A 23,893-nucleotide genomic window follows, 5' to 3' on the forward strand; every position below is an offset into this window, starting at 1 on the left:
CCCGCGTTTCCAAACAAATCATTACTCCAACCGTAACGATCCGACCCTTTGCTTGATTGATGCACTCAACCCACTCGCCCTAAGGTGAACCACGACAGCGAACTCGTGGAGTCAGCATGACGACTACAACAAACCTTGACCCGCGCTGGTCGCGTCGTCGCAGCGAAAAGCAGCGGCGGCTCGAGCAAGTGCGTTCCCTCGCCGATGGCGTGGTTCTGCCCACCGACAAGATCGTCGCAGCGCTGGAAGCGTTGATCGCGCCCGGTGATCGCGTGGTGCTTGAAGGCAACAACCAGAAGCAGGCGGATTTCCTTTCACGTTCGCTGGTCAAGGCCGATCCCGGCAAGCTGCACGACCTGCACATGATCATGCCCAGCGTCGGGCGCGCCGAGCATCTGGATCTCTTCGAACGCGGCATTGCCCGCAAACTCGATTTCTCGTTCGCCGGTACGCAAAGTCTGCGCATCAGCCAGTTGCTGGAAGACGGCCTGCTGGAAATCGGCGCAATTCATACCTACATCGAGCTGTATTCCCGCCTGCTGGTGGACCTGATTCCCAACGTCGTGTTGTCTGCAGGCTTCATGGCAGATCGCGCGGGCAACATCTACACCGGCGCCAGCACCGAAGACACTCCCGCCCTGATCGAGCCTGCCGCGTTCAGCGATGGCATTGTCATCGTCCAGGTGAATCAACTGGTGGACGACGTCAGCGACCTGCCGCGCGTTGACATCCCCGCCTCGTGGGTCGACTTCGTGGTGGTGGCCGACAAGCCGTTCTACATCGAGCCGTTGTTCACTCGCGACCCGCGTCACATCAAGCCGGTGCACGTGCTGATGGCGATGATGGCGATCCGCGGCATCTACGAGAAACACAACGTCCAGTCGCTCAACCACGGCATCGGTTTCAACACTGCCGCCATCGAGTTGATCCTGCCGACCTACGGCGAATCCCTGGGCCTGAAAGGCAAGATCTGTCGCAACTGGACCCTCAACCCCCATCCAACGCTGATTCCAGCCATCGAAAGCGGCTGGGTCGAAAGCGTGCATTGTTTCGGCACCGAGCTGGGCATGGAGAACTACATCGCTGCGCGTCCGGATGTGTTCTTTACCGGCCACGACGGCTCGATGCGCTCCAACCGCATGATGTGCCAATTGGCGGGCCAATACGCGGTGGACCTGTTCATAGGCGCCACGTTGCAGGTCGATGGCGATGGTCATTCGTCGACCGTGACCCGTGGTCGGCTCGCCGGTTTCGGCGGCGCGCCGAACATGGGTCACGATCCGCGCGGTCGTCGCCACAGCACCCCGGCCTGGCTGGACATGCGTCAGCAGAACCCGGACACCGACGCCTACCTCGAGCGCGGCAAAAAGCTCGTGGTGCAGATGGTCGAGACCTTTCAGGAAGGCGGTAAACCGACCTTCGTCGAGACTCTGGACGCCATCGATGTGGCGAAGAAAAGTGGCATGCCGCTGGCGCCGATCATGGTCTACGGCGACGACGTCACCCACCTGCTGACCGAAGAAGGTATCGCCTATCTCTACAAGGCGCGCAGCCTTGAAGAGCGTCAGGCAATGATCGCAGCCGTTGCGGGCGTCACGGCGATTGGCCTGCGCCACAACCCCAAAGACACTGCCCGTATGCGCCGCGAAGGTTTGATTGCGCTGCCTGAAGACTTGGGTATCCGTCGCACCGACGCCAGCCGCGAACTGCTGGCCGCCAAGAGCATCGCCGAGCTGGTGGAGTGGTCCGGTGGTTTGTACAACCCGCCTGCGAAATTCAGGAGTTGGTGATGCGCGCACTCAACGTTGCATTCAACGAAGCACCGCGTTCGCTGCCACTGGCCGAGCGTCTGGCGGATCTGGCGGTGGATGCGCTGATCGACGAGGCCGACCTCTCGCCCAAACCCGCATTGGTGGACCGTCGCAGCAGCGGCGCGCACAAGGACCTGCACCTGGGCCTGATGCACGCGTCGGCGTTGTCGCTGTGGCCTGCCTTCAAGGAAATGGCTGAGGCGGCCATCGAGATCGGCGAAATCGGCCAGCCTTTGCGTGAAGCGATCGGCCGCATCGGGCGTGAAGGCGAAGCCGCGATGATGCGCACCACCGGGGGGGTGAACACCCATCGTGGCGCGATCTGGGCGCTGGGTTTGCTGGTCACCGCGGCTGCGCTTGATACGTCTGACTTGTCGCCAGCCGGGCTGGGTTTGCGCGCAGGGTGTCTGGCCTTGATCGAGGATCGCCATCAGCCCGCAAGCAACAGCCACGGTGCACAGGTCGCGCGCAAGTTCGGCACGATGGGCGCGCGTGAACAAGCGCAAATGGGCTTCCCCGCAGTTACGCAAACCGGCTTGCCGCAACTTAAAAGCAGCCGCGCGACCGGCCACGGCGAACAGAACGCCCGCCTCGACGCGCTGCTGGCGATCATGACCACGCTGTCCGACACCTGCGTGCTGTATCGCGCGGGCGAGCAGGGTTTGCAGGCCATGCAGCACGGCGCGCAAAAGGTGCTGGACGCTGGCGGCAGCGCGACCCTCAGCGGACGTCGCGCCCTGCATGAACTGGATCAACACCTGTTGAGCCTGAACGCATCCCCTGGCGGCGCGGCCGATCTGCTCGCCGCGTGCCTGTTTGTCGATTGCCTTGAGCCTGCGCTCGGCGATGAAACGAGGAATAGTTGAAATGGAAACCTTGTCCTTTGAATTTCCTGCCGGGCAGCCGCCCTTGGGCCGCGCGTTGGTGGGCTGTGTCGGCTCGGGCGATCTGGAAGTGCTGCTCGAACCCGGTGTGCCAGGCAAATTGACGATTCAGGTGCTGACGTCGGTAAACGGCAGTGCGGCGCGCTGGCAGCATCTGTTCGCGCGCATGTTCGACGGCCAGACCCCGCCTGCGCTGAGCATCGACATCCACGATTTCGGCGCGACACCAGGCGTTGTGCGTCTGCGTCTGGAGCAAGGCTTCGAGGAGATCGGTCATGACTGACAGCACCCGCTTGTTGAAACAGCACAGCTTTGTCGAGCTCGGGGCCCGGCAACGCGCCCGCGCCTTGCTCGACGAAGGCAGCTTTCGCGAATTGATCGACCCCTTCGCGCGCATCACCTCGCCCTGGTTGGCCCGGCAAGGCGTGGTACCCCAGGCCGATGACGGCGTGGTGGTCGCCAAGGGCGCCATAGGTGGTCGGCCTGTGGTGATTTGCGCCATCGAAGGTGCGTTTCAGGGCGGCAGCATGGGCGAAGTTGGCGGCGCAAAAATGGCTGGCGCGCTGGAATTGGCAGCCGAAGACAATCGCAAGGGCATCCCCACGGCGGCCGTGCTGCTGCTGGAAACCGGCGGCGTGCGTTTGCAGGAAGCCAATCTGGGCCTTGCCGCCATTGCCGAGATTCATGCGGCCATCGTCGATTTGCGTCGCTATCAGCCGGTGATCGGCGTGGTGGCGGGCAGCGTCGGTTGCTTTGGCGGCATGTCCATCGCCGCTGGGCTGTGCAGTTATCTGGTGGTGACTCAGGAAGCGCGTCTGGGCCTGAACGGCCCGCAGGTGATCGAGCAGGAAGCGGGCATCGAAGAGTACGACTCCCGCGACCGGCCATTCATCTGGAGCCTGACCGGCGGCGAACAGCGTTTCGCCAGTGGCTTGGTGGACGCCTATGTTGCCGACGACATCGCGGCCATTTCGCAGCAGGTCGAAACCTTGCTGCAAAAAGGCAAACCCGAGCAGGAACGCAGCAGCCAATATGGCGTGTTCCTGCAACGTCTGTCGGCGCTGGACACGACGTCGCAGATAGACCCTGCCGCCGTGCGCAGCCTGTATCAAGGAGAACAGCCATGAGTGCATCGAGCCGTGGTTTGAACTGGTTCAACGCGTTGAGCGCGGGCGCTGCCGAGGTGGTCGGCCTACCCACATCGGTGAAAGCCGCTGACGGACAACTGGATGATCAGCCTGCGCGATTCCTGGCCGTTGTCGCTGATGCGGACAACCGGTTTCCTCGCGCACAAAACGGCGAAGTCGGACTGCTCGAAGGCTGGGGTCTGGCAAAGGCGGTAGACGCTGCCATCGAGCTGGATCGGCAAAATCCACAAAAGCGTTCGCTGATCGCCATCATTGATGTGCCGAGCCAGGCCTATGGTCGGCGCGAAGAAGTCTTGGGCATACATCAGGCGCTGGCCGGGGCGGTCGATGCTTACGCGCGCGCGCGTCTGGCGGGGCATCCGGTGATCGGCTTGCTGGTGGGCAAGGCGATGTCCGGCGCGTTTCTCGCCCATGGTTATCAGGCCAATCGCCTGATTGCCCTGCGCGATCCGGGCGTGATGGTGCATGCGATGGGCAAGGCGTCGGCGGCGCGGGTGACACTGCGCAGCGTCGAAGAACTGGAAAAACTCGCCGCCAGCATTCCGCCAATGGCCTACGACATCGACAGCTACGCAGGCCTTGGCCTGCTCTGGGAAACCCTCTCGGTGAGTCAGATCGAGCAGCCCTCCGCAGGCGATATCACCGCTGTGCAGGAATGCCTGATCGCCGCAGTCAAAGACGTTCAAGGCAGCGGCAACGACCTGAGTTCGCGACTGGGCGCGCCGAATCGTGCAGCGTCGTCGAAAGTGCGCGAACTGCTGCGGGCGCAGTGGTAATGAGCATCAACCTGCCTGTGCAGCCACACGATCTGTTGTGGGGTATGCCTGCGGCTGCCTTGCCTGCCGACGCTCCGGCGTGGGTGATCAAGGTGGTGAGCATGGGGCATCCGCTCGTGGTGCGTCGGGCGCAGGTCGATGAACGCCTTGTGGCAGTGGGCGTGCGTGGGCGTTCTCGGGATCAGCGTTTCGCTGCGGTGATGAAACTGTCCGATATCACCCGGCAGGTTAAGCCTGAGCAGTTGGTGGAGGCTGTGGATAAGGTTGAGCCTGTTTGGCCCGCCTTGCGCGCACTGAAACAGATTCGCCCGGTGCTGGATGCCATGGGCTTGCCTTGGGGTATCGCGGGCAGCGCGGGTTTTGAGCTGGCGACCGGCATCAAGGTGCTGCACCAGGACAGCGATCTGGATTTGATCCTGCGTGCCAACCGGTTCTTCAGTCGTGTGCAGGCGGCTGAAGTGGTTGAAGCGCTGGAAGGCGCGAGTTGCCGAATCGACCTGCAACTGCAAACTCCATTCGGCGCCATCGCCTTGCGCGAATGGGCCGGTGTGGCACGGCAAGTGTTGCTCAAGGCCGACGATGGCGCGCGGTTGGTGAGCAACCCCTGGCAGCTGCAGGCGTGCGCAGCATGAGCCGCTTCTGGGCGTTTCCGGGTCAAAGCGCGCAGCAGGCGGGCATGCTGCACGCGCTGCCGAGCGACCCTTTGATTGGCGAGTGCCTGCGTGAAGCCAGTGATGCGCTGAACGAAGACGTGCTCGATCTGGACTCGGACCACGCGCTGCAGTCGACTCGGGCGGTTCAGCTGTGTCTGTTGATTGCCGGAGTCGCCTGCTCGCGGTTGTTGATGGCTCAAGACATCAAGCCTGATTTCGTCGCAGGCCTGTCGATTGGTGCGTATCCGGCCGCCGTCACCGCCGGGGCGTTGAGCTTTGCCGATGCCGTGCGCCTGGTCGCGCTGCGTGGCGAGTTGATGCAAAACGCTTATCCACAGGGCTACGGCATGACCGCGTTGATTGGCCTGGATCAGGGTGCGGTCGAGACGCTGGTGCAACAAATACACGGCGAAAGCACGCCGGTGTACCTGGCCAACATCAACGCCGACAACCAGTTCGTCATCGCTGGCAGCGATGAGGCCATGGCCAGCGTTGCGGCCTTGGCGAAAGAGCAGGGCGCGGCGGCAGCGAAACGGCTGGCGGTCAGCGTACCGTCTCACTGCGAGCTGTTGAGTGAACCTGCACAGACTTTGGCCGAGGCGTTCGCGCTCGTCTCGATTCAGGCGCCAACCTTGAAATACCTGAGCGGCAGCACCGCCCGCCCGCTGTTTACTGCCGACAAAATCCGTGAAGACCTGGCCTTCAATATGTGCCGGGTCATTGACTGGCGCAGCACCGTGCAGACCGCCTACGAGCGCGGCGCACGTCTGCAGATCGAATTGCCGCCCGGCACCGTGCTCACCGGGCTGGCGCGAAGAGTGTTTGAAACAGGATCGGCTGTCGCCTTCCAGGGCGCCCGGCTGGATACGCTGAGCGCGCTGTCGCGAGAGGAGGAACGTCGCCACCCCTAAAACGGTTGCTGCTTTCGAAGGAACACAAAAACAACAACTTCGACGATTGAGGGCAAGAACAATGGTTATCTACGGCGTTGCATTACTCGCTATCTGCACCCTTGCGGGGGTGATTCTCGGTGACCTGCTCGGCGTGCTGCTGGGCGTCAAATCCAACGTGGGCGGGGTGGGGATCGCGATGATCCTGCTGATCTGCGCCCGTCTCTACATGCAAAAACGCGGTGGCATGAGCGAAGGCTGTGAAATGGGCGTCGGCTTCTGGGGCGCGATGTACATTCCGGTGGTCGTGGCCATGGCTGCACAGCAAAACGTTGTCACGGCCTTGAAAGGCGGTCCGATTGCGGTCATCGCTGCGATTGGTTCGGTGATTGTCTGTGGCTGCACCATTGCCGTGATCAGCCGCATCAACAAGGGCGAGCCGCTGCCTCGGGAAGACGAACCCGTCACCCAGGCCTCGTTGATCGCGCCGACCGTTTCGCCAGCCGGAGGCCGCTGATATGTGGGATCTCATTCAGAAAGACCTGATCAGCCAGGGCCTGGTCACTGCCTTCGCGGCGGTCGGCGTGGTGATGTGGATTTCCGTGGTGCTGTCCAAGCGCCTGACCTTCGGGCGCATTCACGGCTCGGCCATCGCCATCGTGATCGGCCTGGTGCTGGCGTGGGTCGGCGGGGTGATGACCGGCGGCCAGAAAGGCCTGGCGGACCTGGCGCTGTTTTCCGGCATCGGCTTGATGGGCGGCGCGATGCTGCGTGACTTCGCCATCGTTGCCACGGCGTTTGAAGTACAAGCCACCGAGGCGAAAAAGGCGGGGTTGATTGGTGCGTTCTCGTTGTTCCTCGGCACCGTGATGCCGTTCATTGTCGGCTCCTGCGTGGCCTATGCGTTTGGTTACCGCGATGCCGTGAGCATCACCACCATTGGCGCGGGCGCGGTGACGTACATCGTCGGGCCGGTGACCGGTGCGGCACTGGGCGCAAGCTCGGATGTGATGGCGCTGTCGATTGCCACCGGGTTGATCAAGGCGATTCTGGTAATGGTCGGCACCCCGATGGCGGCGCGCTGGATGGGCCTGGATAACCCGCGCTCGGCGATGGTGTTTGGCGGGTTGGCCGGGACGGTGAGCGGCGTGACGGCAGGGCTGGCCGCGACGGATCGTCGGCTGGTGCCGTACGGCGCATTGACCGCGACGTTCCATACCGGGTTGGGCTGTTTGCTTGGGCCTTCGCTGCTGTATTTCATTGTGCGCGGGATTTTGGGTTGACACGGTTTCCCGGATCACCGCAATCCCTGTAGGAGCAGTCGGAGGTTACGACGGCCGCGAAGGCGTTGTGTCAGATAATCCATCCATGACTGACGCACCGCCTTCGCAGCCGTCGTAACCTCCGGCGTCTCCCACAGGTTATCACTGCATCGGAAATGCGTTCTAACCCTGCTCCAACCGATTCGAATACATCCGGCATTCCGCCAGCAACGCCAGCAGATTCGGGTCGCGTTCGCGGGCCTTGAGAAACACCAACCCGATGTGCTGCTGCATGCGATACCGCGCTTGCAGCGGTATCAGGCGCACGCGGTTTTCGTACACCGCCGCAATGCGCCCAGGCAGCAGCGCATACCCCACGCCTGAACTGACCATGCTCAGCAGTGTGAAGATGTCGTTGACCTGCATCGCCACCTTCGGCTCGAACCCCGCCTGCTCGAACACTCGCGTGCCATCTCGATGAGTGGCGAAGCCCTGCGTCAGGGTGATGAACGTCGCTTCGCGCAGGTCGCTAAGGTCCACTTCGCTCTGTTGTGCGAAGGGCGAATCGGCCGGGGTGGCGAGGAAGATGTCGTCGGAAAACAGCGGCAGGTGCTCGCAATCCGGGTCGTTCACGCTTTCGTTGAGCGACACCAGAATCGCGTCGACTTCCATGTTTTTCAGTTTGTAGAAGAGGTCGATGTTCGAGCCCAGGATCAGATCGATATTCAGCTCGCTGCGGCGAATTTTCAGGCCCATGATCAGCTGCGGCACGGTTTTGACCGTTAGCGAGTACAGCGCCCCGAGCTTGAAGCGCGCCGCCGAAAAGCCTGCTGCCGCGCGGGTTTGCTCGACGGTGCTGAGCACGTCCTGCACCAGTTTCTGCGCTTTTTCTTCCAGCACATAGGCGCTTTCCAGGGGCGTCAGGTTGCGTCCTTCGTGCTTGAACAGTGGGCAGCGCAGGGCGTTTTCCAGCGAGTGAATCGCCCGATGAACGCTGACCGTGCTGGTTTGCAGCTCCACTGCCGCGCGCGCCAGATTGCCGGTGCGCATGAACGCCAGGAAGATTTCCAGCTTCTTGAGGGTCAGTTCTTCGTCGATCTGCATCGTCTGTTCCGCAGCGGATTCTTGTTGTTCGAGGGCTCGATTGTGCCCAAGTCGTCAGCGGCTGGCTGCATTAAATTCTCATTAACACTGACACATGCATTGCGCTTTTGGGTCATAAGCTGGAGCCTTGACCCTTGTCGTGCAACTGAGAGAGGTTTTTTGCGGATGTACTACGGAGAGAAATTCAACGCCTGGACCCACCTGGTGGGTGCGGTTCTGGCGTCCATCGGCGCTGTGTGGTTGCTGGTGATCGCCAGCATGGCCGGTGATGTGTGGAAGATCGTCAGCGTGGCGGTGTATGGCGTGGCGTTGGTGGTGCTGTATAGCGCCTCGACCGTTTACCACAGCGTGCGCGGTCGGGCGAAGGCGATCATGCAGAAAGTTGATCACTTTTCGATCTATTTTCTGATTGCAGGCAGTTACACGCCGTTTTGTCTGGTGACCCTGCGCGGGCCCTGGGGCTGGACGCTGTTCGGGATCGTCTGGGGGCTGGCTATCATCGGCATCCTGCAAGAGATCAAGCCGCGTTCGGAAGCGCGGGTGATGTCTATCGTGATCTATGCAGTGATGGGCTGGATCGTGCTGGTGGCGGTCAAGCCGCTGATGGCGGCTCTGGGCACGGCAGGCTTTACCTGGCTGGCGCTGGGTGGCGTGCTGTACACCGTAGGGATTATCTTCTTTGCCTACGACAAGCGTTTCCGCCATTGGCACGGCATTTGGCATCTGTTCGTGATCGCCGGCAGTTTGCTCCATTTTGTGGCGATCACGCGGTATGTCCTTTAAGCGTCCGTATCCGCTCTCGCGGCCGGTCGCAAACCTGCGGGAGCGAATTCATTCGCGAATCGATGTGCCAGACGGCACATCACCATCGGATGCAGTGTTGCTGCCGATGTCGGGGTTAAACACTCGGCCCTTAGAAATCCCCCCACAACTGCTGCGCCACGCTCAGGGCAACAACCGGGGCGGTTTCGGTGCGCAGCACGCGCGGGCCGAGGCGGGCGGCGTGGAAGCCAGCGTCCTGCGCCTGGTCCACCTCTGTGTCGTTCAGGCCACCTTCCGGGCCGATCAAAAACGCCAGGGTGCCGGGCTTTTCATGACTCACCAGCGGTTCAGCGACCGGATGCAAAACGAGCTTCAGGTCGGCTTCGGTGTGTTTGAGCCAGTCGCTGAGCGTCACAGGTGGATTGACCACCGGCACCACTGAACGACCGCATTGCTCGCAGGCGCTGATCGCGATTTGCTGCCAGTGGGCCTGGCGCTTCTCGGCGCGTTCGTCCTTGAGGCGCACTTCACAGCGCTCGCTGACGATCGGGGTGATCTGCGCCACGCCTAGCTCAGTGGCTTTTTGAATCGCCCAATCCATACGCTCGCCGCGCGACAGACCCTGGCCCAGGTGAATCTGCAAAGGCGACTCAACGAGGCCTGCGAAGCTTTCAGTCACCTGTACGCGCACCTGCTTCTTGCCGACTTCCACCAGCGTGGCGCGGAATTCCTGCCCCGAACCGTCGAACAGCTGCACCGCATCGCCCTCGGCCATGCGCAGTACGCGCCCGATGTAATGGGCCTGGGCTTCGGGCAGTTGGTGTTCGCCGATGCTCAGGGTGGCATCGATGAAAAAGCGGGAGAGTCTCATGATCGTGTCTCTGTATTCGTTGAGTGCAACGCAACCTTTGTAGGAGTGAGCTTGCTCGCGATAGCGGAGTGTCAGTCAACATCCAACTGTCTGAAACGACGCATCGTGAGCAAGCTCACTCCTACAGTCTTTGTCCGCGGGAAGGCATCAACCCGGATCACGAAAATCCGGATGGAAATTCGCTCTCACCGCCACGCTGATGCTGCTGCGGGTCGCGATGTCGATGCCTTCGCTGGCCACCTCTGCCAGGAAATCGATCTGCTCCGGCGTGATCACGTACGGCGGCAGGAAATACACCACGCTGCCCAACGGTCTCAACAACGCTCCGCGGGTCAGGGCGTGTTCGAACACTTTCAGGCCGCGACGTTCCTGCCAGGGATAAGCCGCTTTGGTCGCTTTGTCCTGCACCATCTCGATGGCCAGCGCCATGCCGGTCTGGCGCACTTCGGCGACGGTGGGGTGGTCCACCAGATGCGCCGTCGCGGTCTTCATGCGCTGGGCCAGCGCCTTGTTGTTCTCGATGACGTTGTCCTGCTCGAAGATGTCCAGTGTCGCCAGTGCCGCCGCACACGCCAGCGGGTTGCCGGTGTAGCTGTGCGAGTGCAGGAAGGCGCGCAGGGTCGGGTAGTCGTCATAGAACGCAGCGTAGACGTCATCGGTGGTCAGGCACGCCGCCAGAGGCAGGTAACCACCGGTCAAGGCTTTGGACAGGCACAGGAAGTCCGGACGAATACCGGCTTGTTCGCAGGCGAACATCGTCCCGGTGCGGCCGAAGCCCACGGCGATTTCGTCGTGAATCAGATGTACGCCATAGCGATCGCAGGCCTCGCGCAACAGCTTGAGGTAGATCGGGTCGTACATGCGCATGCCGCCCGCGCCTTGAATCAGTGGCTCAATGATCACCGCTGCGACGGTTTCATGATTGTCGGCCAGGGTCTGCTCCATCACCGCGAACATCGTGCGGGTGTGCTCCTCCCAGCTCACCCCTTCCGGGCGGTGGTAGCAGTCCGGGCTCGGCACCTTGATGGTGTCCATCAGCAGCGCTTTGTAGGTCTCGGTGAACAGCGGCACATCGCCCACCGACATGGCCGCCACGGTTTCGCCGTGGTAGCTGTTGGTCAGGGTGACGTAGCGCTTCTTGTTCGGCTTGCCGCGATTGAGCCAGTAATGGAAGCTCATTTTCAGCGCGACTTCGATGCAGGACGAGCCATTATCGGCGTAGAAACAGCGCGTCAGGCCTTCCGGCGTCATCGCCACCAGACGCTCTGACAGCTCGATCACTGGCTGATGGCTGAAGCCGGCGAGAATCACGTGTTCCAGCTGGTCGACCTGATCCTTGATGCGCTGATTGATGCGCGGGTTGGCGTGGCCGAACACGTTGACCCACCAGGAGCTGACGGCGTCGAGGTAACGCTTGCCTTCGAAGTCTTCCAGCCAAACCCCTTCACCGCGCTTGATGGGGATCAGCGGCAGCTTTTCGTGGTCTTTCATCTGGGTGCAGGGGTGCCACAAAACCTTGAGGTCGCGTTGCATCCACTGATCATTCAGGCCCATTGCTCATCTCCAGGTACGGCTCGCGCAAGGCGAGGGCAAAACAATCGCGCAAGCCTATGCGCTGCATGGCAACGGGACAACCTTTAGCGCCTTCTTTTCTCATCTGTCTGACGCCAGAAATAAGGTCGACGGACATTGCTGGCGGGGCTTTCACGGCTGGCGTATCCTGCGCGCTCTTTGAAGAATCGGATTACAAAATCCGACAATTCCCACGTTAGTTCCGGAGTTCGCTGAATGCTTTCTGGTTGGCTGCGCGCCTGTGCGCTGGTGATGGTTGGGCTGGTCAGCGCGCAGGCGTTGGCCGTTGATAAGCCGCATACGGCGATTGTCGTCGGTGGCGGCCTGGCGGGACTTACAGCGGCCTATGAGCTGCAAAACAAAGGCTGGCAGGTCACGCTGCTGGAAGCCAAACCGCTTGTGGGCGGCCGTTCGGCCCTGGCCGGCAGCGAGTGGATCGGCAATGCCAAGGCGCAGCCGGTGCTCAACCAGTATCTGGATCGTTTCAAGCTCAAGCCGGTGCCCGCGCCTGAGTTCGTGCGTACGCCAGGTTACCTGATCGAAGGCGAGTATTTCTCGGCAGCGGATCTGGCGGCCAAGCAACCGGCCACCGCCGAAGCGATCAAGCGCTACGAAGCGGCGCTCGATGACATGGCCAAATCCATCACCGATCCGGAAAACCCAGCCGCCAACAGCACGCTGTTCGCGCTGGACCAGATCAACGTCGCCAACTGGCTGGACCGTCTGAGCCTGCCGCCGACTGCGCGTCAGCTGATCAACCAGCAGATTCGTACCCGTTACGACGAACCTTCGCGCCTTTCCTTGCTGTATCTCGCACAGCAGTCGCGGGTCAATCGCAACGTCGATGACCGTGATCGTCGCGCTGCACGCCTGCCCGGTGGCAGCGCGGTGCTGGCCGAAGAGTTCGTCAAGCAGCTGAAAATCATCAAGACCAACTCCCCGGTGTCGGCCATCAATCAGGACAAGGACGGCGTGACCGTCAAGGTCGGATCGGTGGGCTACGAGGCCGAGTACGTGGTCCTCGCCGTGCCGCTGCGCGCGCTGAGCAAGATCCAGCTGACCCCGGCGCTGGACGCTCAGCATCAGGGCGCGATCAAGAGCACCAACTACGGTTGGCATGACCAGATCATGCTCAAGTTCAAGAACCCGGTCTGGGACAGCAAGGCGCGCATGTCCGGTGAGATTTACAGCAACACCGGTCTGGGCATGCTGTGGATCGAGCCTGCGTTGAAAGGCGGCGCCAATGCCGTAATCAACCTGTCTGGCGACAACGCCCGCATCATGCAGGCGTTTGGCGACAAGCAGATGGTCGATCAAGTGCTGATTCGTCTGCACGCGTTCTATCCACAGGCGCGCGGCGCGTTCACCGGTTATGAAATCCGTCGTTCCAGCGTCGACCCGTCCACCGGCGGCGCCTACCTGGCGTTCGGTCCTGGGCAGATCAGCAAATACTGGCGTCTGTGGGAAAAACCCCTGCAGCGCGTAGCCTTTGCCGGTGAGCACACCGATAGCCTGTACCCGGGTACGCTGGAAGGCGCCTTGCGCACCGGTCAGCGCGCAGCCAGCCAAGTTCAGGATCTGGCAGCGGGCAAGTCGTTCGAGCCTGTGAAGGTCGCACCACCGAAAGCGGCTGAGCCTGCCAAGGAAAGCAGCGGCGGCATTGGCGGCTTCTTCTCGAACATGTTCGGCGGCTCCAAGCCTGAGCCGAAACCGGCTGAAAAAGCGCCAGAGCCTGCGCCTGTGCCCGCTCCGGTTCCAGCACCTGCTCCGGCGCCTGTCACACCGCCGCCTGCACCGGTGGTCGAGCCAGCCAAGCCTGCAGAGCCTGTGAAAAAAGCCCCTGCCAAGAAAGAACCGGCCAAAAAAGAGCCTGCCAAAAAGGCCCCAGCCAAACCGGCAGCCACCCACAAGGCCCCTGCCAAGGCTGACGCCGCGAAGAAAGCGCCAGCCAAAGCCGCCAGCGATAAAGCGGCAACGCCAGCAGCAGACAGCAAAAACTGATCGTTGACGGCTGAGTAAAAAGAGGCGCGGTTTAAATACCGCGCCTTTTTTTTCGTCTGGCGAATAACTGCAGCGTCTAGAGTGTTGTACAGGTGGGGAAGACAGATGCAGCAAGTATGCTGCGAATGCGATCCTGTGGGAGTGAGCTTGCTGACGAAGGCTGAGCTGCCGGCGCTGAGGGGCTGCATGTTCCGGCCTTATCATGAGCAAGCTCATTCCCACAGGTGTCCATGATTGTCTTGGTGGACAGAGATAACGTTGCGTTAATACTCATCGAAGAAAAATATGACGGGAAATTTCAATCGTATTTCCCGATATTTCATAGCGAAATTTTGCGCTTTCTTTCGATAGGTAAACCGATAGTCTTCTCTCAGCTTTTACGGGCTGCTCTTACAGGAACGCTAGCATGCAGTTACGCAACTCTTCTTCACGCTATGGCTGGGTCAGCATCGTTCTGCATTGGGGCGTCGCGTTGACCGTTTTCGGTATGTTCGCACTGGGGTTGTGGATGGTTGGGCTGGGTTACTACGACACCTGGCGCAAGGCGGGTCCTGACTTGCACAAGAGCATCGGCATCACGCTGTTCTTGTTCATGCTCATTCGTGTGGTCTGGCGCTTTGTCAGTCCACCGCCGCCAGCACCGGCCAATCACACGCGCTTCGTGCGCATTGCTGCAACACTTGGGCACGCGTTCCTTTATTTGGATCTGTTCCTGGTGATGTTTGCCGGTTACCTGATTTCCACCGCAGAAGGTGTCGGGATTCCGGTGTTCGGACTGTTTGAAGTGCCTGCGCTGATCAGCGGACTGCCCGACCAGGCAGACGTGGCTGGCGAAGTGCACCTGTACCTGGCCTGGACCCTGGTGATCTTTGCGGTTCTCCATGGTCTGGCCGCCCTGAAGCATCACTTCATCGATCGTGATGCCACACTCATTCGCATGCTTGGCCGCAAGGCCTGAATTCGACTCACTACACAGGAAGATGACGTATGTTGAAAAAGACACTGGCTGCACTGGCTCTGGGTACCGCGCTGCTGTCGGCCGGTCAGGCAATGGCTGCTGACTACACCATCGACAAGGAAGGCCAGCACGCCTTCATCGATTTCAAGATCAGCCACTTGGGCTACAGCTTCATCACCGGTACGTTCAAGGACTGGAGCGGTACCTTCAGCTTCGACGCTGCCAAGCCTGAAGACAGCAAGATCAGCATCGACATCAAGACCGCCAGCGTCGACACCAACCACGCCGAGCGTAACAAGCACATCAGCAGCAAGGACTTCCTGGACGTCGCGACCTACCCTGACGCCAAGTTCGTTTCCACCAGCGTCAAGTCCACCGGCAAGAACGCCGACGGCAAAGACACTGCCGACGTGACCGGCGACCTGACCCTGCACGGCGTCACCAAGCCAATCGTCATCAAGGCTGTGTTCAACGGCGAAGGCAAGGATCCATGGGGCGGCTACCGCGCGGGCTTCAACGGTACCACCACCATCAAGCGTTCTGATTTCGGCAAGATGATGGACCTGGGTCCACAGTCGGACACCGTCACCTTCGACATCTCGTTCGAAGGCGTCAAAGCCAAGTAACACAGGCTGCAACAACGAAAACGCCGACCTTGGGGTCGGCGTTTTTTTTTGATCCGGATGTCCGCGCCTGTCTGTAGCAGCACGGCTTGCCGGCGGTGGCGCTTTCGAAATCGCTGCCGCCGGCAAGCAGGACTGCTACAAGAGGGCACGCGTGTAAACAGTCAATAAGTCAGTAATTTCCACTGGTCGGATAGGACTAGCAGACTCTCTGGTGTAGTCCCTTTCCGAAATTCTCGCAGTCCTCATTTATTGTGTTTCAGCGCTCGGACAGCGGCGTATTCAGTCTCTAGATTTCGCTTTTTTCAGCGCGGATCATGGAATGTCTGACGCCTTTTGGGCTGCTCGTCAGGGCGATGCCCTAGCCCACAGTTCGGTGATGGCCGATGTATTTGGCGGTGCCTTGGAGGTGGTCGCCACAGTGGCCGCCGGTGCTTTGGTTACGTCGGCGATCATCGCTTCAGCAGGACTGACTGTCGCCACGGGCGGGCTCGGCGCCTGTATGTTGGGCGCCGTTGTGGGCGCCGCTGTCACCGTGGGAATCCAACTTACGGGTGCCGACAGCACGCTCAGCGACTTCTGTGAGGGCCTGGCCAACGACCTGTTCCCCCCAACGGTCTGCGCGCACATCACCAGCGGATCGCATAACGTCTTCATCAATGGTTTACCAGCAGCGCGCGCTGCTGGTGCCATTTCGGGCGCGCCTTCTGAGCTGACTGATGACTCAGCCCCGGAAGGCACCTTCCTCGACATGGCGAAGGGCTTCTTCTCGGAGCTGTGGCGCCCCACCGTAGCAACGCCGGATCCCGGCGCATCGTCGCTGCCGAACGATCAGATCATCTGCGACAAACACCCTGGCATGCCAGGCCAGTATCTGGCCGAAGGGTCGAGCAGCGTGTTCATCAACGGCCAACCCGCTGTGCGCAGCGGGGATCGCAGCACCTGCGATGCGTCAGTGGTTTCATCCGGGCTGATTTCACCCGACGTCCGCATCGGCGGCGGCAAGGCGATTGTTCGGACTATTCGCAGCGGCAAGACGCCGGGTATAGGGCTGGCCATTTCGGCGCTGATGATGCTGCGCGGTCGCCCTTCGAAATTCATGAGCAATCTTCCCTGCCTATTGATGGGCGGCGCTGCGGGTTATGTGGTCGGGGCGGTGGCGGACGCGTTGGGTCGAGCGGTGTCTGGAGCACCAAATCCGGTGCATGCGGCCACGGGAGCCAAGGTGCTCGGCAACGCTGAAGAGCTGGATTTCGTGTTGCCGGGCATGTTGCCGATCGAGTGGCAACGGTTTTACAGCAGCTGTGATCAACGACGTGACGGAATGTTTGGCGCGGGCTGGAGCGTTGCGTTTGAGGTGTGTGTCGAGATCGAAGCTTCGGCGCAAGGTGATGATCGGCTGATCTACATCGATGAACAAGGGCGGCGGATCGACATGGGTACGCTTGCCCTGGGCGACGCGGTGTTCAGCGCCGGTGAGGGGCTGGCGGTCAAGCGTCATGCAGATGGGCGGGTATTGATCGAAAGTGAGGATGGGGTTTATCGGCTGTTCGAGCCGAATCTGGTTGATCCATTCCGGTTACGCCTGAGTCAGCTGGGCGACCGCAACGACAACCGCATTCATCTGGTGTACGACGCGCACGGGCGCCTCGTTCATGTGCATGACACGCTAGACGTCGTTCGCGTGAACCTGGCGTATTCGGCGCGATGGCCAACACGGGTAGAGCGTATCGAGCGTGTGTTCGACAGCGGATCACACACCGTATTGGGCAGTTATGCCTACGACACCTGCGGCGATCTGAGCGAAGTACGAGATGCGCTGGGCAAGGTTCAGCGACGCTTCTCATACGACTCTAATCGCCGAATGGTCGAGCACCAGCTGCCCACGGGGCTGCGTTGTTTCTATGAATGGGCGCTGATCGAGGATCGCGAGTGGCGGGTCGTTCATCACTGGACTGATGAGGGAGACGACTATCGGTTCGCGTATGACCTGAGCGCCGGCAAGACGATCATCACCGACAGCCTTGACCGTCGCAGCACTCGCTGCTGGAACAGCCAGCATCAGATCACTGAATACACCGACAACCTTGACCGGACGTGGCAGTTTTCCTGGAACGATGAGCGCCAATTGCTCGGTGCTATCGATCCTGGTCAGGGGCGCTGGCGCTTTGATTACGACGAAGCAGGCAACCTTGCGACGACTGAAGACCCCCTTGGCCGCATCGAATCAACGCACTGGCTGGAGCATTGGTCGTTGCCCAAAGTGGAAATCGATGCGGCGGGCAATCAATGGCGCTACCGCTACGACGCGCGGGGCAATCGCACCCACGACGTCGATCCGCTGGGCCAGGTTACCCGCTACCGGTTCGACGAGCGGGGCCGCATTGTCGAAGTCATCGACGCCAGCGGTAAAAGCAAAACATTGCGCTGGAATGAGTTCGGGCAGCTGACGGATTACGTCGACTGTTCGGGCTACAAGACCGAGTTTCGCTATGACCGGCGCGGATTTCTGGATCAGCGCACAAACGCTCTTGGCGAGCGGACGCGCTATGAGTCCGACGCTCAAGGCCGCTTGCAACAGCGTGAAGACCCCGCTGGGCGCATCGAGCGGTTCCAGCGTGACGACAGTGGCTTGCTGATCGGCTACATCAATCCCGCCGGAGATGTCACGCGATATCAGTACGACCTGCGGGGGCGTGTTCATCGACGCTTGGACCCTCATGAACGAGCGGTTGAGTTTCGCTACGACCCCTATGGCCGGCTGGAGACACTGACCAACGAAAACGGAGAGCGCTATCGGTTCGCCTGGGACGCGGGGGATCAGCTTTCGGCCCACCAGAGTCTGGACGGGAGCCAACAGTGCTACGCGTACGACGCGCTCGGTGATGTGATCAGTACAACTCAGCTGTCGGAGCCGGATGCAATCGTGCACCGCTTCGAGCGAGATGTTGTTGGGCGCCTGATTGCAAAACTGACCGAAGACGGGCGTACGGCATACAGTTACGACGCTCTTGATAACCTGGTTGAGACCACGTTCACGTCCCACGATGGCGAGCAAACCAGCGTCTGCTTCGACTATGACGCCCTTGGCCGGATGCTCGGCGAAACGACGGCCTTGGGCGCGATTCACCACCGTTATGACGAACTGGGCAACCTGATCCAGACCCAAACTCCTGACGGGCGTTGGATCAATCGGGTGCTCTATGGCAGCGGTCACCTGCACCAGATCAATCTCGACGGTCTGGTCATTTGCGACGTCGAGCGTGATCGGCTGCATTGTGAAGTGCTGCGGACCCAAGGGCAGATTCGCACGCGCAATGCCTATGATCGAAGTGGTCGTTTGTGCTCGCGCAGCCGTCGGCGGGACAACCGTCCCGGTCACTTGCCAGCCGAAGATGAAAAAACCTACGAGTATGACCTCGCGGACAATCTGACCGGGCGCATTGATCGTGGTTTCCATGGGCAATCCCGAAGTTTGATGGCCTATGACTCCAGCAACCGGATCATGGCGTCTCAAGACAGCCTGAGCGGGGTGTCGGAGCAGTTCGCCTACGACCCCGCCGCCAACCTCATGGATGGTTTGCAGGGCCAGGGCGATCGAGTCAGCCATAACAGGCTCCTGAGCTACAGGGACAACCGCTACCTGTACGACCCGTTTGGCCGCCTGATCGAGAAACACAGCAACCGCCGCGGTCTGCAGCGGTTTGTTTACGACGCCGATAGCCGACTCATCGAAGTCCAGAACCCTGACCGCCACGTCGTGCGCCTGACCTACGACCCCCTCGGTCGTCGCACCCGCAAAACCCTGCATCACCCCGATGGCCGTGTTCTCTGTGAAACCCGATTCATCTGGGATGGCCTGCGCTTGCTGCAGGAAGAGCAGAACGGGTTTTCCAGCCTTTACCTTTACGTACACGACAGCCACGAACCCATGGCCCGCGTCGATGGCCGAGGCGAACACCAGAAAATCCGCTACTACCACAACGACCTCAACGGCCTGCCCGAACAACTCACCGAACCTGATGGTCACCTGGTCTGGCAGGCCCGCTACCAAGTCTGGGGCAACACCACCGAAGAAACCCGCGAACCCTACTTCGTCGAAAACCAGAACCTTCGCTTCCAGGGCCAATACCTTGATCGCGAGACCGGACTGCACTACAACACCTTCAGGTACTACGACCCGGATGTCGGAAGGTTCACGACCCCTGATCCCATTGGCTTGGCGGGCGGGCTGAATTTATATCAGTACGCGCCGAATCCGATTGGGTGGGTGGATCCGTGGGGGTGGGCTTGTGTTCGGGTGCGGCATTACACAAGTAGAAAAGGTTTAAGGGGAATTGAGGAGAGCGGGTATATAAAGGCAAATGATAATAATAAAGTGTATCTTGAACCCGCTAGCAAGAAGCCTCTCAGCGACGTCGCGGTGAGAGAAAAGTACCAAATTTCGAAGAATAAGGGTAGGGATTATGTGGAAACTGACGCGCCCGAAGAGCTGCTCGAATGGGTGATGAATCCTAGATATCACAGGCTGGAACTTACGGTAAAAGGGGATTTGCAACTCAGTAACCCCGAGTTTATAAAGAGGAAGTAGCGTGTTTGAAAAAAACGAAATGATTGAGCTTTCCGGTGGGGAGGCTCTTTTAATTATCAGGGAGGTGGAGTACATATTGATTTCCCTGAACAAAATAGCTGAGCACTACTATCATGGCGAGTATATAAAATCTCCGGAGCAAAAGGCTATTGATTATGCGTTAGAGACAACCCGCTTTATAGATCAACAGCAAATATCACAGCGTCTCGCGAAGATAAAGCGAATAGTATCGCAGAAATTCGATGGTACAGTGGGTAGTGATGGAATGGATGATATAGAGCGAGAGTTGGAAATGATCAAGTACTGGGAGCAACCTGGTGACTAACGCTGACGATGCAGCGGGCCAAAACTAGGCGACCCGAAACTCATTAAAAGGTAACAGCATGCTTGAAGAAAATGAGGTGATTGAGCTTTCCGGTTCGGAAGGTATTTTAGTTATAAAAGAAATGGCATATATCTTAATCTCTCTGAATAAGATCGCTGAGCACTTTTACCACAATAATGAATGTATGCAATCAGAAGAGCAAAAAAAGATGGATTATGCCCTCGAGACAACGCGGTTTATTGATCAGAATTTGATAACCACTCGCCTTGCCAAGGTAAGACGCATAGTTTCGGAAAAGTTTGATAGCACGTTGGGCGGCGATGAAATGGACGATATTGAGCGGGAGCTGGAATTGCTCAAGTACTGGGAGCGGCCTGGCGATTAACGATTCGTAGACTCCCGACCTTTAGTTTTCTGAGTGAGATGTTTAATAGAGGATGTTCGTAATGACTTCCTACCCAGGGAAATTAATTGATGACGAAACGGGCTTCAGGATTTTGAAATGCTATATCTATAAGTTTATAAGGCACAGAATTGATCGGAGACCGAGGTTCGACGCGGAGGAAAACGGCTTAAATACGAAGAGATATTTTTGGTTCAATACATGGCGTCCGCTGTCGGGCTCATACCATAACGATAAGCATGTTGAAAAACTGGAAGGGCTATGGTTCGAGGAATTTATTCTCGAAGAGCCGAAGGTTTATTTTATGCCTCAATATACAGAAGAGAAAATCTCAAAAAAAAGAAGAGCTACATATTTCAATGCACAGGCCAAGAAGCTGCGCACTACCTGTCCTCCATGACATTGGAGGATCTGCAGACTATAACGATTTTCAGCAGCGCTTTATCTTGGGCGATTGATTTGTTCGAAGAAACTCTTCCATGACATAAAGACGATATGGATATCCTCGTATATATGAAGCGGCCCTCCTGCAAACGGCACTCCTAACAATACGTTGACACTGGTGATTTTGAGGAGCGCATGCCGTGGTTGATAAATTCTAAGTACCATTTAGACGAACTCGCCGTTAAAGGTGATCTGGTTCTGAAAAATCCAACCTTCACCGTTAGTAAGTGAGATGAAAAAAGAAAACGAGCAAGTCACTTTCAAAGGCCAAGATGTTATCGAAGTTCTTTGTGAGGTCGAATATATCCTGATTTCACTCAGAGATATCGCAAATTACTACTATGTACATCCAGATAGGCAAGTGACGCCTGAAACAGATATCGATTATGCGCTAGAGACCACACGGTTCATAGATCAGAACCGGATAAATGATCGGCTAAATAAAATCAGAAGAATTCTTTCCGAGCCTTTTGATGACGGGCTAGGTGACGATGATATGGACGATATCGAACGCGTTGTTGAGAAACTAAAATTCTGGTGTAAACCAGGAGATTAAATTATTGGGCTCATATCGCTAGCCACAAAACCGCTGTAGGGAATTTGTAGTGGTGGCTCTGCAATTACATTGCTACTTACTCGGGTTAGGGAATTGCTTGCTCCTCTGGTCTGCTGGAAGTGCCTATTATCTAAAAAGGGAATTTTATTTAACTCATCATCAATAAAAAGCCCCGAACCAGTCGGGGCGTTTTTGTTTTAACGCAGCTTAGCCTTCGCGATTGCGGGTCAGCAGGGCCGGTTTTTCACCGCGTGGGCGGCTGGGCAGCTGATCGAGCAGCTCGGGGGAAGGGAAACGGTCGGTCTTGGATTCCTTGTGCATGATCTTCGGTCCTGGCTGACCGTCACGAGGACCGCGAACCGCTGGCTCCTGGCGCGCTGGCTGCTCGTCGCGGGCCGGGCGGCGATTGCGGGGCTGGTCTTCACGACGGGCCTGACCATCACGGCCGGAACCGTTGCGTGGGCCGCTGCGTTTGGCCGGAGCGCTTGCGCCATTGCTGGTGCCGCTCCCCGAGCCACCGCGTGGGCCGCTGCGGCCCGGCGCCTGGCCGCGAGGAGCCGGAGCGGCGCCTGTGGCAGGGGCACCAGGGCGACGGTTGCGACCCTGCTGGTTCTTGCCCTGATAAGGGCTCACGTAATCGGCGCGGTTACCGAAGTTGTCGACTTCGTCATCCAGGAACTCCTCCGGATCGCGGTCGGCGCGTGGCGCAGACGGTTGCGCCTGACGGGACTCGCTGGACGGCGTGCCCTGGCGAGGCTTCTGCCGACGTTGCTGATTGCTTGCAGGGCGGTCGCCGCTACCGGTGGCTGCTGCAGCTGCCGGCTTTTCTTTTTCCTTGCCCTTGTCTTTGCCTTTGTCCTTGCGACCACCGCCGCCGCCTTTGGGCCCATCGCCACGCGGGCCACGGGCGTTGCGCGGGTTGCGCACGTCCGGACGCTCGCGCACCTCCGGCTTCTCGGCTTCGACTGCGTTGATGTCGAAGCCCATCAGATCGCCGTCTGCGATCTTCTGCTTGGTCATGCGCTCGATGCTTTTGAGCAGCTTCTCTTCGTCGGGCGCGACCAGCGAGATCGCCTCGCCGGTACGGCCCGCGCGACCGGTGCGGCCAATGCGGTGCACGTAGTCTTCGTCGACGTTAGGCAGCTCGAAGTTGACCACGTGAGGCAGCTGGTCGATGTCCAGACCGCGCGCGGCGATGTCGGTGGCGACCATGATGCGCACACTACCGGCCTTGAAGTCGGCCAGGGCTTTGGTGCGGGCGTTCTGGCTCTTGTTGCCGTGGATGGCCACAGCGCTCAGGCCGTGTTTGTCCAGGTACTCAGCCAGACGGTTGGCGCCGTGCTTGGTGCGGGTGAACACCAGCACCTGCTCCCACGCACCCTGAGTGATCAGGTGCGCCAGCAGCGAACGCTTGTGGTTGGCAGGCAGGCGGAAAACGCGCTGTTCGATACGCTCGACCGTGGTGTTGGGCGGCGTGACTTCGATGCGTTCCGGATCGTGCAGCAGCTTGCCGGCCAAGGCCGTGATGTCGGCCGAGAACGTTGCCGAGAACAACAGGTTCTGACGCTTGGCAGGCAGGCGTGCGAGGACTTTTTTCACGTCGTGAACGAAGCCCATGTCGAGCATGCGGTCGGCTTCGTCGAGGACGAGAATTTCAACGTGAGACAGATCGACGCTGCCTTGACCGGCCAGGTCCAGCAGGCGGCCAGGGCAGGCTACCAGCACGTCGACGCCGCGGGCCATGGCTTGCACCTGCGGGTTCATGCCGACGCCGCCGAAGATGCAGGCGCTGACGAACTTGAGGTTCTTGGCGTAGATCTTGAAGCTGTCGTGAACTTGAGCGGCGAGTTCACGTGTGGGGGTCAGGACCAGTACGCGTGGTTGGCGCGGGCCGTGACGCTGGGATTTGTCCGGGTGACCGTTGGGGAACAACCGCTCCAGAATCGGGAGGGCGAAACCACCGGTTTTACCAGTACCTGTCTGAGCGGCGACCATCAGATCGCGGCCTTGCAACACGGCGGGAATGGCCCGCTGTTGCACCGGAGTAGGCTGGGTATAGCCAGCGGCCTCGATGGCGCTGACTAAAGCCTCGGAGAGACCGAGGGAAGCAAAGGACATGAGTAATCCTGTCTTAAGTTGGGGCCAATGGGCCCGAATAGGAGTGAGCTGCGCAGCGCGAATAGTCGCGTGATCCCGGGGTCTGTAAGTTCAACTCGTGGCATGGGCGCGTGAACGAAAATGCGCCACTGACGTGATCGA

At 59.5% G+C, this 23,893-nt stretch carries 22 protein-coding genes; 18 read left to right on the top strand and 4 right to left on the bottom strand.

What is annotated here, in order from left to right:
• Positions 1-116: 116 nt before the first annotated feature.
• The 9 genes from mdcA to madM all read left to right on the top strand — a co-directional run bounded on the left by mdcA (position 117) and on the right by madM (position 7,445).
• On the top strand, positions 117-1,790 hold the full coding sequence (gene mdcA, locus AC07V9_RS24325; protein ID WP_495018187.1) for a malonate decarboxylase subunit alpha: 1,674 nt from the start codon (positions 117-119) through the stop codon (positions 1,788-1,790).
• Positions 1,790-2,677 (top strand): triphosphoribosyl-dephospho-CoA synthase, encoded by an 888-nt coding sequence (locus AC07V9_RS24330; protein WP_495018188.1) that lies wholly within the window; start codon positions 1,790-1,792, stop codon positions 2,675-2,677. Before mdcA ends, AC07V9_RS24330 begins: the two co-directional genes overlap by 1 nt.
• Before the next feature lies 1 nt (position 2,678).
• Positions 2,679-2,978 (top strand): malonate decarboxylase subunit delta, encoded by a 300-nt coding sequence (locus tag AC07V9_RS24335; RefSeq protein WP_495018189.1) that lies wholly within the window; start codon positions 2,679-2,681, stop codon positions 2,976-2,978.
• Positions 2,971-3,822 (top strand): biotin-independent malonate decarboxylase subunit beta, encoded by an 852-nt coding sequence (locus AC07V9_RS24340; protein ID WP_495018190.1) that lies wholly within the window; start codon positions 2,971-2,973, stop codon positions 3,820-3,822. The genes AC07V9_RS24335 and AC07V9_RS24340 overlap by 8 nt, the downstream gene beginning before the upstream one ends.
• The gene (gene mdcE, locus AC07V9_RS24345) at positions 3,819-4,619 is read left to right on the top strand and encodes a biotin-independent malonate decarboxylase subunit gamma (RefSeq protein ID WP_495018191.1); all 801 of its coding nucleotides are present in this window, start codon (positions 3,819-3,821) and stop codon (positions 4,617-4,619) included. Before AC07V9_RS24340 ends, mdcE begins: the two co-directional genes overlap by 4 nt.
• The gene (locus AC07V9_RS24350; protein WP_495018192.1) at positions 4,613-5,251 is read left to right on the top strand and encodes a malonate decarboxylase holo-ACP synthase; all 639 of its coding nucleotides are present in this window, start codon (positions 4,613-4,615) and stop codon (positions 5,249-5,251) included. Before mdcE ends, AC07V9_RS24350 begins: the two co-directional genes overlap by 7 nt.
• Positions 5,248-6,183, top strand: coding sequence for a malonate decarboxylase subunit epsilon (gene mdcH, locus AC07V9_RS24355; protein WP_495018193.1), 936 nt, complete (start codon positions 5,248-5,250; stop codon positions 6,181-6,183). Before AC07V9_RS24350 ends, mdcH begins: the two co-directional genes overlap by 4 nt.
• Before the next feature lie 61 nt (positions 6,184-6,244).
• On the top strand, positions 6,245-6,679 hold the full coding sequence (gene madL / locus AC07V9_RS24360; protein ID WP_495018194.1) for a malonate transporter subunit MadL: 435 nt from the start codon (positions 6,245-6,247) through the stop codon (positions 6,677-6,679).
• 1 nt (position 6,680) lies between these two features.
• Positions 6,681-7,445: a malonate transporter subunit MadM gene (gene madM, locus AC07V9_RS24365; RefSeq protein ID WP_495018195.1), complete on the top strand. Its 765-nt coding sequence runs from the start codon at positions 6,681-6,683 to the stop codon at positions 7,443-7,445.
• 162 nt (positions 7,446-7,607) lie between these two features.
• Here the strand turns inward: madM and AC07V9_RS24370 are convergent, their stop codons facing one another.
• Entirely contained in the window at positions 7,608-8,528 is a 921-nt protein-coding gene (locus AC07V9_RS24370; protein ID WP_495018196.1) for a LysR family transcriptional regulator, read from the bottom strand.
• A gap of 165 nt (positions 8,529-8,693) precedes the next feature.
• Here AC07V9_RS24370 and trhA point away from each other — a divergent pair, with 165 nt between their 5' ends.
• Complete coding sequence (gene trhA / locus AC07V9_RS24375) at positions 8,694-9,311, top strand: PAQR family membrane homeostasis protein TrhA (protein WP_495018197.1); 618 nt, start codon at positions 8,694-8,696, stop codon at positions 9,309-9,311.
• A 130-nt stretch (positions 9,312-9,441) separates the two neighbouring features.
• Here the strand turns inward: trhA and AC07V9_RS24380 are convergent, their stop codons facing one another.
• Positions 9,442-10,161, bottom strand: coding sequence for a 16S rRNA (uracil(1498)-N(3))-methyltransferase (locus AC07V9_RS24380; protein ID WP_495018198.1), 720 nt, complete (start codon positions 10,159-10,161; stop codon positions 9,442-9,444).
• A gap of 147 nt (positions 10,162-10,308) precedes the next feature.
• Positions 10,309-11,715, bottom strand: a complete 1,407-nt coding sequence (locus tag AC07V9_RS24385) for an adenosylmethionine--8-amino-7-oxononanoate transaminase (protein ID WP_495018199.1) — start codon at positions 11,713-11,715, stop codon at positions 10,309-10,311.
• 234 nt (positions 11,716-11,949) lie between these two features.
• On the opposite strand from AC07V9_RS24385, the gene AC07V9_RS24390 reads away from it, so the two are divergent.
• The 8 genes from AC07V9_RS24390 (at position 11,950) to AC07V9_RS24425 (ending at position 21,634) form a co-directional block, all read left to right on the top strand.
• Positions 11,950-13,734, top strand: coding sequence for a flavin monoamine oxidase family protein (locus tag AC07V9_RS24390; protein WP_495018200.1), 1,785 nt, complete (start codon positions 11,950-11,952; stop codon positions 13,732-13,734).
• Between the two features lie 406 nt (positions 13,735-14,140).
• Positions 14,141-14,692: a cytochrome b gene (locus AC07V9_RS24395; RefSeq protein ID WP_495018201.1), complete on the top strand. Its 552-nt coding sequence runs from the start codon at positions 14,141-14,143 to the stop codon at positions 14,690-14,692.
• A gap of 29 nt (positions 14,693-14,721) precedes the next feature.
• The gene (locus AC07V9_RS24400) at positions 14,722-15,318 is read left to right on the top strand and encodes a YceI family protein (protein WP_074752346.1); all 597 of its coding nucleotides are present in this window, start codon (positions 14,722-14,724) and stop codon (positions 15,316-15,318) included.
• 319 nt (positions 15,319-15,637) lie between these two features.
• Positions 15,638-19,906, top strand: a complete 4,269-nt coding sequence (locus tag AC07V9_RS24405; protein WP_495018202.1) for an RHS repeat-associated core domain-containing protein — start codon at positions 15,638-15,640, stop codon at positions 19,904-19,906.
• A 1-nt stretch (position 19,907) separates the two neighbouring features.
• On the top strand, positions 19,908-20,231 hold the full coding sequence (locus AC07V9_RS24410) for a hypothetical protein (protein ID WP_495018203.1): 324 nt from the start codon (positions 19,908-19,910) through the stop codon (positions 20,229-20,231).
• A 58-nt stretch (positions 20,232-20,289) separates the two neighbouring features.
• Positions 20,290-20,616 (top strand): hypothetical protein, encoded by a 327-nt coding sequence (locus AC07V9_RS24415; RefSeq protein WP_495018204.1) that lies wholly within the window; start codon positions 20,290-20,292, stop codon positions 20,614-20,616.
• A 61-nt stretch (positions 20,617-20,677) separates the two neighbouring features.
• Positions 20,678-21,034 (top strand): hypothetical protein, encoded by a 357-nt coding sequence (locus tag AC07V9_RS24420; RefSeq protein WP_495018205.1) that lies wholly within the window; start codon positions 20,678-20,680, stop codon positions 21,032-21,034.
• Between the two features lie 276 nt (positions 21,035-21,310).
• The gene (locus AC07V9_RS24425; protein WP_495018206.1) at positions 21,311-21,634 is read left to right on the top strand and encodes a hypothetical protein; all 324 of its coding nucleotides are present in this window, start codon (positions 21,311-21,313) and stop codon (positions 21,632-21,634) included.
• A 207-nt stretch (positions 21,635-21,841) separates the two neighbouring features.
• Here AC07V9_RS24425 and rhlE2 read toward each other — a convergent pair whose 3' ends face one another.
• Complete coding sequence (gene rhlE2, locus AC07V9_RS24430) at positions 21,842-23,752, bottom strand: RNA helicase RhlE2 (RefSeq protein ID WP_495018207.1); 1,911 nt, start codon at positions 23,750-23,752, stop codon at positions 21,842-21,844.
• Positions 23,753-23,893 lie beyond the last annotated feature (141 nt).

The organism is Pseudomonas sp. GW821-FHT02A11 (genome assembly GCF_059421985.1).

Bases quoted from the DNA above. Each gene is read 5' to 3' on its own strand.
- AC07V9_RS24370 (WP_495018196.1), bottom strand. From the start codon at position 8,528: ATGCAGATCGACGAAGAACTGACCCTCAAGAAGCTGGAAATCTTCCTG.
- mdcA (WP_495018187.1), top strand. From the start codon at position 117: ATGACGACTACAACAAACCTTGACCCGCGCTGGTCGCGTCGTCGCAGC.
- AC07V9_RS24405 (WP_495018202.1), top strand. From the start codon at position 15,638: ATGTCTGACGCCTTTTGGGCTGCTCGTCAGGGCGATGCCCTAGCCCAC.
- AC07V9_RS24425 (WP_495018206.1), top strand. From the start codon at position 21,311: ATGAAAAAAGAAAACGAGCAAGTCACTTTCAAAGGCCAAGATGTTATC.
- AC07V9_RS24415 (WP_495018204.1), top strand. From the start codon at position 20,290: ATGCTTGAAGAAAATGAGGTGATTGAGCTTTCCGGTTCGGAAGGTATT.
- mdcE (WP_495018191.1), top strand. From the start codon at position 3,819: ATGAGTGCATCGAGCCGTGGTTTGAACTGGTTCAACGCGTTGAGCGCG.
- AC07V9_RS24385 (WP_495018199.1), bottom strand. From the start codon at position 11,715: ATGGGCCTGAATGATCAGTGGATGCAACGCGACCTCAAGGTTTTGTGG.
- AC07V9_RS24395 (WP_495018201.1), top strand. From the start codon at position 14,141: ATGCAGTTACGCAACTCTTCTTCACGCTATGGCTGGGTCAGCATCGTT.
- rhlE2 (WP_495018207.1), bottom strand. From the start codon at position 23,752: ATGTCCTTTGCTTCCCTCGGTCTCTCCGAGGCTTTAGTCAGCGCCATC.
- trhA (WP_495018197.1), top strand. From the start codon at position 8,694: ATGTACTACGGAGAGAAATTCAACGCCTGGACCCACCTGGTGGGTGCG.
- AC07V9_RS24380 (WP_495018198.1), bottom strand. From the start codon at position 10,161: ATGAGACTCTCCCGCTTTTTCATCGATGCCACCCTGAGCATCGGCGAA.
- AC07V9_RS24420 (WP_495018205.1), top strand. From the start codon at position 20,678: ATGACTTCCTACCCAGGGAAATTAATTGATGACGAAACGGGCTTCAGG.
- AC07V9_RS24400 (WP_074752346.1), top strand. From the start codon at position 14,722: ATGTTGAAAAAGACACTGGCTGCACTGGCTCTGGGTACCGCGCTGCTG.
- madM (WP_495018195.1), top strand. From the start codon at position 6,681: ATGTGGGATCTCATTCAGAAAGACCTGATCAGCCAGGGCCTGGTCACT.
- madL (WP_495018194.1), top strand. From the start codon at position 6,245: ATGGTTATCTACGGCGTTGCATTACTCGCTATCTGCACCCTTGCGGGG.
- AC07V9_RS24390 (WP_495018200.1), top strand. From the start codon at position 11,950: ATGCTTTCTGGTTGGCTGCGCGCCTGTGCGCTGGTGATGGTTGGGCTG.
- AC07V9_RS24330 (WP_495018188.1), top strand. From the start codon at position 1,790: ATGCGCGCACTCAACGTTGCATTCAACGAAGCACCGCGTTCGCTGCCA.
- mdcH (WP_495018193.1), top strand. From the start codon at position 5,248: ATGAGCCGCTTCTGGGCGTTTCCGGGTCAAAGCGCGCAGCAGGCGGGC.
- AC07V9_RS24340 (WP_495018190.1), top strand. From the start codon at position 2,971: ATGACTGACAGCACCCGCTTGTTGAAACAGCACAGCTTTGTCGAGCTC.
- AC07V9_RS24335 (WP_495018189.1), top strand. From the start codon at position 2,679: ATGGAAACCTTGTCCTTTGAATTTCCTGCCGGGCAGCCGCCCTTGGGC.